This is a genomic window from Coriobacteriia bacterium, from assembly GCA_031292615.1.
GTDB lineage: Bacteria > Actinomycetota > Coriobacteriia > Anaerosomatales > JAAXUF01 > JARLGT01.
Genome location: JARLGT010000033.1, coordinates 1 through 11,926, shown reverse-complemented (window position 1 = coordinate 11,926; position 11,926 = coordinate 1). Strand labels below are relative to the sequence as shown.

At 66.6% G+C, this 11,926-nt stretch carries 11 protein-coding genes; 9 read left to right on the top strand and 2 right to left on the bottom strand.

Going from position 1 to position 11,926, the window contains the following annotated elements:
* The 4 genes from P4L93_03240 to P4L93_03225 all read left to right on the top strand — a co-directional run.
* A partial coding sequence (locus P4L93_03240; protein MDR3685963.1) for a homocysteine S-methyltransferase family protein occupies positions 1-2,080 on the top strand: 2,080 nt, incomplete at its 5' end.
* Complete coding sequence (locus P4L93_03235) at positions 2,077-2,790, top strand: methylenetetrahydrofolate reductase C-terminal domain-containing protein (GenBank protein MDR3685962.1); 714 nt, start codon at positions 2,077-2,079, stop codon at positions 2,788-2,790. The genes P4L93_03240 and P4L93_03235, both read left to right, overlap by 4 nt.
* Entirely contained in the window at positions 2,790-3,668 is an 879-nt protein-coding gene (locus P4L93_03230; protein MDR3685961.1) for a methylenetetrahydrofolate reductase, read from the top strand. The genes P4L93_03235 and P4L93_03230 overlap by 1 nt, the downstream gene beginning before the upstream one ends.
* Before the next feature lie 161 nt (positions 3,669-3,829).
* The gene (locus P4L93_03225; GenBank protein ID MDR3685960.1) at positions 3,830-4,846 is read left to right on the top strand and encodes a carboxypeptidase-like regulatory domain-containing protein; all 1,017 of its coding nucleotides are present in this window, start codon (positions 3,830-3,832) and stop codon (positions 4,844-4,846) included.
* A 174-nt stretch (positions 4,847-5,020) separates the two neighbouring features.
* Here P4L93_03225 and P4L93_03220 read toward each other — a convergent pair whose 3' ends face one another.
* The gene (locus P4L93_03220) at positions 5,021-5,446 is read right to left on the bottom strand and encodes a hypothetical protein (protein MDR3685959.1); all 426 of its coding nucleotides are present in this window, start codon (positions 5,444-5,446) and stop codon (positions 5,021-5,023) included.
* Between the two features lie 234 nt (positions 5,447-5,680).
* On the opposite strand from P4L93_03220, the gene lpdA reads away from it, so the two are divergent.
* From lpdA to lipA, 3 genes are all read left to right on the top strand, one after another.
* Positions 5,681-7,069 carry a dihydrolipoyl dehydrogenase gene (gene lpdA / locus P4L93_03215; GenBank protein ID MDR3685958.1) on the top strand — a complete coding sequence of 463 codons (1,389 nt, stop codon included), beginning with the start codon at positions 5,681-5,683 and terminating at the stop codon, positions 7,067-7,069.
* A 115-nt stretch (positions 7,070-7,184) separates the two neighbouring features.
* A complete protein-coding gene (locus P4L93_03210; GenBank protein ID MDR3685957.1) occupies positions 7,185-7,571 on the top strand; it encodes a RidA family protein in 387 nt (128 codons plus the stop codon).
* Positions 7,572-7,635: 64 nt separating this feature from the next.
* Complete coding sequence (gene lipA / locus P4L93_03205) at positions 7,636-8,529, top strand: lipoyl synthase (GenBank protein MDR3685956.1); 894 nt, start codon at positions 7,636-7,638, stop codon at positions 8,527-8,529.
* A 4-nt stretch (positions 8,530-8,533) separates the two neighbouring features.
* On the opposite strand, the gene P4L93_03200 is transcribed toward lipA, so the two are convergent.
* Entirely contained in the window at positions 8,534-9,568 is a 1,035-nt protein-coding gene (locus P4L93_03200; protein ID MDR3685955.1) for a diguanylate cyclase, read from the bottom strand.
* A gap of 151 nt (positions 9,569-9,719) precedes the next feature.
* Between P4L93_03200 and P4L93_03195 the strand changes: the two genes are divergently transcribed.
* Complete coding sequence (locus P4L93_03195) at positions 9,720-10,016, top strand: DUF2469 family protein (protein ID MDR3685954.1); 297 nt, start codon at positions 9,720-9,722, stop codon at positions 10,014-10,016.
* Between the two features lie 4 nt (positions 10,017-10,020).
* Positions 10,021-11,926 (top strand): NAD-dependent DNA ligase LigA (gene ligA / locus P4L93_03190; protein ID MDR3685953.1); only part of this gene is annotated, 1,906 nt, incomplete at its 3' end.

Here is an 11,926-nt window from a genome sequence, read left to right as displayed (position 1 = left end):
CGCCGAGCAGGCCGCGGCGCTTGCCTCGGCGGGTCCGGATGCGATCTTCATCGAGACGATGACCGACATCGCCGAGGCCCGCTGCGCGGTTCTGGCGGCCAAATCGGTGTGCGACCTGCCGGTCTTCGCAAGCTGCACCTTTGGCCTTGCGGGTCGCATGGACCTGTCGGGCACCGATCCGGAGACGGCCGCGGTCGTGCTCGAGGCGGCCGGCGCCGACGGTGTCGGGATGAACTGCGGGCTGGGGCCGGAGCAGATGCTGCCGCTTGTGCGCAGGATGGCTGCGACGACGACTCTGCCGGTCTTCGCTCAGCCCAACGCGGGCCTACCGACGCTAGACGCTGAGGGTCGCACACAGTTCCCGGGCACGCCGGACGAGATGGCCGCCTTCGCATCCGCCGCGCGCGAGGCGGGCGCCGCACTGGTCGGCTCCTGCTGCGGCTCGACGCCCGTCTTCACGGGCGCGATCGTAGACGCCGTTGCCGACAGAGAATTCGTGGTCGTGCGCGGGCGCGGGTTTGATGGGCTGCGAGTCGCTGGACCGCGCCGGGTCGTGACGATCGGCTCCGGCTCGCCCGTGCGAGTCATCGGCGAGCGCATCAACCCCACCGGCAAGAAGGCGCTGGCCGAGGAGCTGCGCGTCGGCTCGATGAGCATCGTGCGTTCGTTCGCCGCCGAGCAGGAAGCGGCCGGTGCCGACCTCCTCGACGTCAACGTGGGTGCCGCCGGTGTCGACGCGAGTGTCGCGCTTCCAGCCGCCGTGCTGGCGGTCATCGGGACGAGCGAGCTGCCAATCGTGCTCGACACTACCGACCCGGCCGCGCTGGAGGCGGCGCTGCGCATCTACCCTGGCCGCGCGCTCGTCAACAGCGTCAATGGCGACCCGGCGTCGATGGAGGCCGTACTTCCGCTCGTGGCCAAGTACGGCGCCGCGGTTGTGGTGCTCGCTCTGGACGACGTCGGCATCCCCCAGAGCGTCGCGGGTCGAGGCGCAGTCGTCGATCGCGTTCGCGAGGCGGCCTATGGTTACGGGCTGTCGGATCGCGACCTGATCGTCGACGCGCTGGTCATGACCGCTGCAACCGACCCGCATGCCCCGCGCACCACCGTCGAGGCTCTCTCGGCGGCTCACGCGAGCGGGCTGGCTACAGTGCTCGGCGTCTCCAACATCAGTCACGGACTTCCCCAGCGGCCGCTACTCAACGCGGCGTTCTTCGACGCGGCGGTAACGGGCGGTCTAGACGCCGGCATCATCAACCCCAGCGACCAGGTGATCATGGAGGCGGTGCGCCTCGCCAACCAGGCGCTCGTGTCGGGCAACGACCCCGACGCGCATCACGAAGCTTGGGCCGCGTGGGATGCCGCGTACGCATCGGCACTTGCAGCGGCGGCCAGCGGCGCAGAGGCGCTTGCACCCGCGCACGCGGAGGCCACCGCCGTCGACCCGCGCGACGCGCTCGAGGGTGCGGTTCTGCGCGGCGACACCGATGCCGCTCCCACGCTCGTCGACGCGCTGATCGCCTCGGGCACGCCCGCCGAGGAGATTATCGGGGCCGTGCTAACGCCGGCCATCCAGCGCCTCGGCGACGCCTATGGTCGCGGCGATGCGTTCCTGCCCCAGATGATGATCGCCGCCGAAGCCATGAAGGCGGCCGTTGCGCGCGTCAAGGAGCACCTGCCCGAGGGCTCACGCGACGACACCGCCGGCCGCGTGGTCTTCGCAACCGTGAAGGGCGACATCCACTCGATTGGCAAGGATATCTGCGTCTCCCTGCTGGAGAGTCAGGGCTTCGAGGTCGCCGACCTGGGCGTGGACGTCTCGAGCGAGCGCATACTCGAAGCTGCCGACAAGAGCGATGCCGTGTGCCTCTCCGCGCTGATGACCACCACGCTGCCGGCGATGCAGCAGATCGTCGGCGATGTGAAGAGCGCGCACGACGGGCTGCCTGTGTTCGTGGGCGGTGCGGTGGTTACGGCAGAGTGGGCGGCCGGTATCGGTGCGGGCTACTCGGCCGATGCGCCAGGTTGTGTGAGCGCGGTGCGCGAAGCGACGGCCGTCAGACGAGGTGAGCGTCAGTGATCGTCACCAAACCGCGCGATTGGAACCGGATCAAAGCCAACCTCGCCGAGATCGACGCCAAGAGCGTCTTCATCATGGGTTGCGGAGAGTGCGCGACGGTTGCACACACCGGCGGGCAGGCCGAGATCATGGTCGCCAAGGCGCGCCTAGAAGCCGAGGGCTACAGCGTCACCGGCTCGGCTGTGGGCGCTGTGACGTGTCACTCCGGCGGTGTGAATCTCGACATGCGCAAGCACCGGGCCGAGGTCGACGCGGCCGACGCCGTGCTCGTGTTGTCCTGTGGCGCGGGCGTGCAGACCGTCGCCGACGCCGTGAAGAAGCCGACGTATCCGGGACTCGAAAGCGCGTTTCTCGGCAACGTGGTGCGCCACGGCGTGTTCGAGGAGCGCTGCCAGATGTGCGGCGACTGCGTGCTCGACAAGACCGCCGGCATCTGCCCCGTCACCACCTGCCCGAAAGGCCTACTCAACGGGCCGTGTGGCGGCATGTGGAACGGCATGTGCGAGGTGCTCACGGACCGCGAGTGCGCGCACGTCAAGATTCGCCGACGCCTCGCCGAGCAGGGCCGCGGCATGAAGGGCGTCATCGCCCCGAAGGACTACTCGGTCAAACGCGGGCCCGGATCGGTCAACACGCGAGATGCAGCGCTCGGCCGCAAGCCCGCTTCCACCGCCACTGACAAGCCCTTCACCACCGAGAAGGACGCCTGATGGGCAAGTTTCGTGACGCGCTGGTGCGCGGCGAGTTCGTCATCACCGGCGAGGTCGCGCCGCCCCACGGCACGGACTACTCGGCGATGCTGGAGAGCGTTCGCAAGCTCTCGCCGTTCTGCCACGCGCTCAACGTTACCGACAACCAGGGCGCGACGCTGCACCTGTCGTCGCTTGCGGCCTCGCGGGTCGTGCTCGAGAACGGGAACGGCTGCGAGCCGATCTTCCAACAGACCTGCCGAGACCGGAATCGCCTCGCACTGCAGAGTGACTTGCTCGCAGCATGGACGCTCGGGCTGGAAAACGTGCTGGTCGTGACCGGTGACGACCCGCGCGGGGGAGACCATCCCAAGGCCAAAGGCGTCTTCGACATGGACTCCACACAGCTGCTCCAAGTCACCAAGGGCATGAACGAGGGCGTCGACATGAACGGCACGCCGCTTGACGGCGCGACGGACTTCTTCATGGGGGGTGCGCTGTTCCCCGAGGCCGAGCCTTGGGACATCCAGCTCGAGCGCGGACTGCAGAAGGTCGAGGCCGGCGCCGAGTTCTTCCAAACGCAAGCTGTCACCGACGTCGACAAGTTTGCACGCGCGGTCGAGGCGTTCGAGCCCACGGGCGCCAAGCTGATCGCCGGCATTCTGCTCTTCAAGAGCCCCCGGGTCATAAAGTTCATCAACGAGCGCCTCGCCGGCCTGATGGTCCCGGACTGGATCACCGACCGCGTCACCGGTGCCGAGAAGCCGCTCGACGAGGCGATCGCAATCGCGATCGAGCAGGCAATCCAGCTCAAGGACATCGCGCACGGCATCCACATCATGCCGCTGGGCAGCGATGACGCTGTTGCTCGCATCATCGAGGGTGCCGAGCTGGGGTAGTGGCTGCCTCCGGAACCGCGAATCCGCGCTACACTACCGACTGGCGGCAGCCGTCGTCGCTCATGTTTCCCCCCGGTCAGTTGGGGCAGAATTTCCCTAGTAGACGGGAATCGGCGCCGTGCGTGCCGATTCGAACCAAAGGGGGTCATGAGATGCAAAGTATGTTGCGGCGCAGAACGATAAGGGGGGCCGCGGCGCTACTCGTCGCCACCGCGCTAATGTTTGCGTGGGTGGCCCCGGCGCAGGCGCTCTTCCCAATCATCATTCCGCACTTTCCGATCTACTGGTTCCTGCAGGGCATTCAGGGCACAGTGACCAATTCGGGTAATGGCGCCCCCGTCAGTGGAATCGTTGTGAGTGCGTACGACACGTCCGATGGCTCGTACCAGTGGAGTGATGTCACGAACTCGGCTGGGCAGTACTCGCTCTGGCTGGCGAACGGGACCTACCGAGTGCAGTTCCGTGATCCTGCAGGACGCTTTGGCGAGCAGTGGTGGGGCTTGTTGGCGTCTGCACAGCCCAACTACGCTTCCGCATTGAACCTGACCGTCTCCGGGGCGTACGTCACTGGCATTAGTCCAGCTTTGCACCAGGCGGCCACGATCAAGACGGTGGTTCGTCGATTCGGCCATCCGATGACCATGCTTCCGGGCCAGTTCGTTATCGTCCAACAGAAGGACGGCAGCGGTCACTTGCAGCAGTGGTCGGCGACCACGGGCTCGGATGGCGCCGCCGCATTCAGCGGTCTGCCGTGGAGCGCTGTCACCTACAAAGAGTCGGCGATTGACCCGACGGGCCGGTTCTACGCGGGTGATGCGTCAAGCTCGTTCGCTGCGATCATCGGCGGAGTCAACCCGATCTACATCGACCTGTCTCCCGCCGGCGCGAGCCGCGAGATCACGCCAACCGTACCAGCGGCCAAGTACTCGGAGAAGAAGAATGTGGCCTTCTCGGCGACGGGCGGATTCAGCAAGTCGCTTTCGAGCGGATCCCAAATCAAGATCCTCGCGGTAAAGGGCGGCACCAGCAAGACCTTCGGCGGCAAGATCAAGTCCAACAAGTACAAGGTGTCCGTGAAGCTTGCGAAGGGCACGTGGACGCTTTACGCGCTCTTCGGCGGCAACTCGACGTTTGCCGCGAACGATTCCTATGCCGGAAAGTCGGTCAAGGTGAAGTAGCGTTCTGAAGAGAGACACGAAAGCAGAGGCTCTGCTCGGCCGTTCGCCGGGTGGAGCCTTTGTTTCGTGTCAGGCAGCGTTATAGTGAACGGGCGCGACCTTATGGTCGCTGGCGGAGCGAAGGCTCGGGAGTTCCGAGCCTTCGGAGTATCTGCAGCTAGAAGCGCCAGTAGGTCAGGCGGACTCGGCGGATGGAGCCGGGTTGTGCCACGTCGCAAGTACGCCGAGAAGGCGCTCGCGGATCGCCGAGGCAAGATCGGTGTTCTCGGCGATGACGGCGTCAGGGATGACGCCGGCGCCCACCGCCGGATGGCTCGTGAAAGACAGCTCCGTGCGCTGCAGGTCCACCAGCACCGGAGTGGTCAGCACGGCGCCGTTGACGCGCACCGGCACTAGAACGATGAAGCCGTCGTCCTCGTCACTCAAGCCCAGCTCGTGAGCGAGCGCGCCGAACTCGGCCAGCACGGTGGGCAGGTCGTCGGTGTGCGGCCATGCGAGCTTCTCGGCTTGCATCGTTCGGTCGAGATCGCCGAAGTGACCCTGCGTGAACTCTTGGCGAGCGTGCATGACGCGCTTGGCGTCCGGAAAGAACCTGGACACGTAGTACCCCCGCATCGTCGTGCCGCCGTTCTTCGTGGTTCAGATGGTAGAGCCGCAGCCCGCGGGAGTGTTGAAGGCGCTGTGGGGAAGGTGTGAATCTCGTTTGCGCGGCTGCCATCGCTCATCGTCTATCCGCCGCGGGGGCATGCGCACCCACCGCATATGCGTGTTCGTGCGTGCTAGAATCGTCCGACATTCAGCCCGAGAAACGAATTCCTGGGAGGCGTCGAGGCGATGCGCATCGCAGTTCTTGGTGGAGGTCCCGGCGGCTACTCGGCCGCGTTCGAGGCGGCGCGTCTCGGCGCCGAGGTCACGCTGATCGAGAAGGCCCGGCTTGGCGGAACGTGCCTGAACTGGGGCTGCATCCCCACAAAGACGATCCTTCGCTCGGCACACATCGTCAGCGACGCTCGGCACTTCGAGAAGTTCGGCCTGCGCGGAAGTGTGCCTGCGATCGACTGCGACGCGTTACGTGCGCGCAAGGAGGGTGTGGTCGACGAACTCGTCGGACAGCTCGACGTGCAGGCCAAGCGGCTCAAGGTCACTGTGGTGACGGGCGACGGTCGCATGACCGGCTCGAAGCAGCTTACGGCCTCGACCGCCGAGGGCGACGTCGTTGTGGATGCCGACGCGGTGATCCTGGCAACCGGCTCGGTGCCGTTCCTGTTGCCGAGCATCGACCACTCGCTCCCGGGCGTGTGGACGAGCGACGAGGCCACCTCGCTGATGTGCATCCCCAAGAGCATCGTCATCATCGGCGGTGGCGTGATCGGTCTGGAGTTCGCCGACGCCTACGCCAACTTCGGCACCAGCGTCGACGTGGTCGAGCTCACGCCGGCGGTCTTGCCCGGCAACGACAAGCGCGTGCAGCGCGAGGCCACCAAAGCGCTCGAGGCCTTGGGCGTGCGCTTCCACATGGGCGTGGCCGCCGAGAAGGTCGAGCAGATTGGCGACGAGGTCGTCGTGACGCTTAACAACGGCGAGACGCTCACGGCGAACTACGTCCTGGCCGCTCCCGGCCGCAAGCCATTCTCCGAGGGCCTCGGCTATCCGGAAGCCGGCATCGAGATGGATCGTGCAGCCGTCAAGGTGGACGAGTTCTACCGCACCAACCTGCCCGGTGTCTACGCGATCGGCGACCTGATCGGCGGCATGATGCTCGCGCACGTTGCCGAGGCGGAAGGCGAGGCCGCCGCGCGCAACGCCGTCGCCGAACTGCGCGGCGAAGCTCCGACTCGCTCGGTAGACCTGAGCCTAGTGCCGGCAGCCGTCTACACTGAGCCGGGCATCGGCGTGGTGGGCTCGACCCGTGATGGCGCCAAGGAGCGCGGGCTGGACGCCATCCAAGTCGTGCTCAAGTTTGCCGGCAACGCCAAGGCGCTCGCCGAGGGTCACTCGGAGGGCTTCGTCCAGCTCGTCGCCGAGAACGGCACCGGCCGCATCCTCGGCGCGCAGATCGTCGGCCCGCACGCTGCCGAACTCATCCAGGAGGTCAGCGTTCCTATGGCCGCACGGATGACCGTCGCCGAGCTCGGGCACGCCGTCTTCGGGCACCCCACGGTGAGCGAGGTCATCATGCTTGCCGCGCGCGAAGCCGCCGAGAAGACAGGCACCGCACACTAGCCTCCGCTTCGTGACGCCTGGGGATGTGCACCGCCCCCACATGCCACGTGACCAGAGTACGCACGCCGCCTTTCTCAATCTTGACCCGAATCCAACCGTCTCACAGGAGGTCCACATGCCCGACAAGACCGCAATCGTCGCCGAGAAGGCCCCGGCCGCTCTGGGCCCATACTCCGCCGCCATCAGCGTCGACCCGTTCGTCTACTGCTCCGGCCAGACGCCGATCGTCCCAGAGACCGGCGAGCTTGCCGAGGGCTGTGTCGGTTGCCAGACCAAGCAGGTTCTCAAGAACGTCACTGCCGTGCTCGAGGCCGCTGGCCTCACGCTCGCCGACGTGGTCAAGACAACCGTCTTCCTCACCGACATGGCTGACTTCGCCAAGATGAACGACGCGTACGCCCAGTTCTTCGCCGAGCCGTTCCCGGCGCGCTCGACCGTCGCCGTCGCGGGGCTCCCCAAGGCAGCGAGCGTCGAGATCGAGGTCATCGCCGTCAGGCCGTAGGGCTCGGTGCTACGATGGCGGCCTCGCAGAGCCCGAACCGTCGCGGCGAACTTGGATGAGTATCTTGGCAACCACGAATGACAGCGGCGCTCCGGTGCGCCTACCCACATGGCTGCGTAGGCCAATCGCCCAGCCTGGGCAGGCTGTCGCCGTCGCCCGTCTGCTCGAGGAACTCGAGCTCAATACGGTGTGTCAGTCGGCGAAGTGCCCCAATCGCGGCGAGTGCTTCTCGGCGGGGACCGCCACGTTTCTGATCATGGGCGATGCCTGCACGCGCGGCTGCCGCTTCTGCGCGGTCCAGACTCGCAAGCCTGGACCGCTCGACGCCGACGAACCTCGGCGCATCGCCGAGGCGGCAGTGCGACTCGGCCTGAGGCACGTCGTGGTCACCACCGTTACGCGTGACGACCTGCCCGATGGCGGCGCTGCCCACTTCGTGGCGGTCATCGAGGCTCTGCGCGCCGCTATGCCGCAGATCGCGGTCGAGGTGCTGACGAGCGACTTCGCCGGCCACCTTGCCGACGTCGATACCGTTGCCGCTGCGCGGCCCGACGTCTTCAACCACAATCTCGAAACGGTGCCGCGCCTATATGCGACGGTGCGCCCCGGCGCCGACTACTTGCGTTCGTTGCGAGTGCTCGAGCGGGTGGGGGAAACTCAACCAGATCTGCCCACGAAGTCGGGGATCATGCTCGGCTTGGGAGAGACCCCCGACGAAGTCCTCGAGGTCATGGCCGACCTGCTCGGCAACGGGGTGAAGATGCTGACCCTTGGGCAGTACTTGAGGCCTAGCCCGGCTCACCTGCCGGTTGCCGAGTACGTCGATCCGAGCGTGTTCGCGCAGCTGTCCCGCGACGGGTACAAGCTGGGGTTTTCCGCCGTTGCAAGCGCGCCGTACGTGCGCTCGAGCTACCACGCTGCACAGCTCGCGAACCTGGAAGGCTCGACCGAAGGCTGAGGCTCTAGAGAGTGGGCGCCGAGATGTCGATGACCGCCCCGGCGCAGTCGCGGCCGGCGTCCTTGGCGCGGTAGAGCGACTTGTCGGCACAAGACAGTAGCGTCTCTGCAGTGGCGACTTGGCCGGAGCTCACGTAGGCTCCGCCAACGCTGACGGTGAGCTCGACCGAGGCGCCATCAATCTCGACCTTCGCGTTGCGAACCCCCTCCAGAATGCGCTGCGCCAGAATCTCGAGCGCCTGTGCCGAAGTCTCCGGCGCAATTACGGCGAACTCGTCGCCTCCGTAGCGGCCCACTAGGTCCGACGTGCGCACCGAGTCGCAGATTGCGTCGGCGACCGCACACAATGCGGCGTCGCCCGCCGGATGGCCGAGCGTGTCGTTGACGTTCTTGAAGTGGTCGACGTCGATGAGAAGCACGCCGAGGGAGTGGCGATAGCGTTCCGACCAAGAGCACCACTGTGTGAGGTAGTTGTAGAAGCCACGGCGGTTGTAGATGCCGGTCAGCGTGTCGCGGGTCGCCAGAGCGGTGAGTCGCTCTTGATCGCGATAGGTCCGCGCCAGGACACGCGCCAAGAAGGACGCGAGGCCCCGTGCCGAATAACGATTCTCGACCTCGTGCACGAGCCGCATGACGTGGCGCGAGTATGCGTCTCGGTGGTGATCGTCCGCGCCAGGGTCGAGCAGGTCGATCAGCTCGCCAAAGGCGGGGTCGAGCATGAAGAACTCCATGCGAATCGCCAGCTCGAGCATCTCGTCGGGAGACAGCGACGTGATGTCGCCTTCGAGTAGCTCGCGCACCTGCTCGGCGACCTCGTTGACCGAGGCGAGCAGTGTCGCCTCGTCAGCGATGGCGGGCACTCGGCCGTCGGCGTAGGCGTCGCACAGGTCGGACCACCACTGGACGTGGGTCGACTCCTCGGCGCTCATCCGCTGGAAGGTGAGACTCAGCTCCGGATCGGTGCAGGCCTCGGCGAGGCGGGCATACGATTGTTGGGCAGCTGTATCAAGTTCGACGCACCGCTCGAGGACCTCGTTCATGCTGCTCCGTCCGGCCGTTTGCGGGCACTAAGAGTGTACGGGGTTCGCGTTCTCGGCGCAGCAAGCGCGGTTCTGGGCACAAAAGCACGATAGAATGGATGCGCGTTCAGGCGGGACGGAGCGCGGCCAATCGATACGAGGAGACCGAGTAGTGGACAGCATCGACGAGCTAGACATGTACGAAGCCGAGAAGCGACTCAAGCTCTACCAGGAGTACGAGCACGCTCTCACGAGCTTCCCCTACTACGTCGAGACCGAGTTGCGCGCCTACCTAGCCGACAAGGTCGACGTCGAGCCGATTCATGCCGAGGGTGGCACCTACTTCAAGGTCACGCTCGTCGACGCGTGGATCTACGAGGCCGAGCGCCTTCAGCGCTTCGTGCCCGAGGTGGTCATCTACGAGGTCGGTCCCGTCCACGTACAGCGGCTTCGCGGCCTGGACGACTAGAGGCATGCCCGGACTTCCCCAGACCCGAGACGCTGCCGAGCACCGCGCCGAGCAGCTGCGGCGCGAGATCGAGCATCACACGTACCTGTACTACGGGCTCGATGCTCCCGAGATCAGCGATTCCGCGTTTGACTCGCTCATGCGCGAGTTGCAGGACATCGAGACTGCCTACCCCGAACTCGTGACTCCCGAGTCGCCCACCCAGCGGGTGGGAGGCGTGGCGGTCGGCGGGCAGTTCGAGCCCGTGACGCACGCTTCGCGGCTCTACTCGCTCGACAATGCGATGGACCTCGACGAACTCGACGCCTGGCTCGTCCGCGTGCACGACGCGCTGGGCGACCGGCCATGCGAGTTCGTCTGCGAGCTCAAGATCGACGGCAGTTCGCTCGCGCTGACCTACGAGGACGGCGTGCTGGTGCGCGCAGCGACGCGCGGCGACGGGCGGGTGGGCGAGGACGTTACGGCCAACGTCCGCACGGTGCGCGACGTACCGCTGCGGCTGCGTGAGGGCGCCATGCCGTCGCTGGTCGGCGCCCCCGCGCAGACGGCCCTGTTCGCCGAGCCGGAAGCGGAGGAAGCTGGCGCAGCAGCCGCGGTCTCACGCGCTGCGGCCATCGAGGTCCGCGGCGAGGTCTACATGCCGAAGGCCAGCTTCGCCAAGCTCAACTTCGAGCAGGAAGAGGCCGGCGCCTCTTCCTTCGCCAACCCGCGCAACGCAGCGGCTGGCGCGGTTCGCCAGAAGGACCCGAGCATCACCGCCAGTCGTGACTTGGCGACGTTCATCTACGCGATCGCAGACCCTCGCGCGCTAGGTATCACCCGCCAAAGCGAGGTGCTCTCGTGGCTCCGGCGCGCGGGCTTCCGCGTCAACCCCGACGTCGTGACTTGTGCTGATGGCTCGGCGGTGCGCGACTACTGTGCTCACGCGCTGGAGAAGCGCGAGGAACTCGCCTACGAGATCGACGGCGTTGTGGTCAAGGTCGATGCACTGTCGTTACAAGACGAACTCGGCTACACGAGCAAGGCGCCGAGATGGGCCATCGCGTACAAGTTCCCGCCGGAGGAGAAGACCACCGTCCTGCGCGAGATTCGCGTGCAGGTGGGCCGAACCGGTGTGCTCACGCCGCTTGCCGAGTTCGATCCGGTGGTCGCTGCAGGCTCGACGATTGCGCGGGCCACGCTGCACAACGAGGACGAGGTGCATCGCAAGGACGTGCGCGTGGGCGACACGATCGTCGTGCGCAAGGCGGGCGACGTCATCCCCGAAGTCGTGGGTCCGGTCTTGGGCTTGCGCCCCGACGACGCGGTCCCGTGGACGATGCCGAGCGTGTGTCCGAGCTGCGAGGCGCCGGTCTGGCGCGAGCCGGGCGAGGTCGCTGTCCGCTGCACCAACGTAGCCTGCCCGGCGCAACGCCTCGAGCGTCTCGGCCACTGGGCATCGCGCGGAGCGGCCGATATCGACGGCATGGGCTTCGAGATCGTGTCCCGGCTCGTAGACACCGGCCTTCTGCACGACCCGGCCGACTTCTATACGCTGAGGCTCGACCAGCTTGCCCGGCTCGACATGGGCCGGGTGCGGCAGGATGGCTCGGCGATCGCGCTGGGCGAGACGGTCGCGGCTAAGCTCATGGCAAGCATCGAGGCGTCGCGCCATCGGCCGCTTTCGCGGCTGCTGTTCGGCCTCGGCATCCGGCATGTCGGCGCGACGGTAGGCGAGGCACTGGCAGCGGCATTCGGCAGCATCGACGCGATCGAAGGGGCGGCCGCGGTCGAACCGCCACAGCCCGGCGATGGCGTGACCATCGCCGCTGCGCTTGCCGCCGACCCGCTGGCCTCGGTGGAGGGTGTCGGCCCCAAGATCGCCGCAAGCATCCGGGCGTTCTTCGCCAACCCAGACAACGTCGCGGTGG

Coding starts and splice junctions, on each gene's coding strand:
- lpdA (MDR3685958.1), top strand. CDS start 5,681: ATGCGCATCGCAGTTCTTGGTGGAGGTCCCGGCGGCTACTCGGCCGCG.
- P4L93_03225 (MDR3685960.1), top strand. CDS start 3,830: ATGTTGCGGCGCAGAACGATAAGGGGGGCCGCGGCGCTACTCGTCGCC.
- P4L93_03200 (MDR3685955.1), bottom strand. CDS start 9,568: ATGAACGAGGTCCTCGAGCGGTGCGTCGAACTTGATACAGCTGCCCAA.
- P4L93_03230 (MDR3685961.1), top strand. CDS start 2,790: ATGGGCAAGTTTCGTGACGCGCTGGTGCGCGGCGAGTTCGTCATCACC.
- P4L93_03210 (MDR3685957.1), top strand. CDS start 7,185: ATGCCCGACAAGACCGCAATCGTCGCCGAGAAGGCCCCGGCCGCTCTG.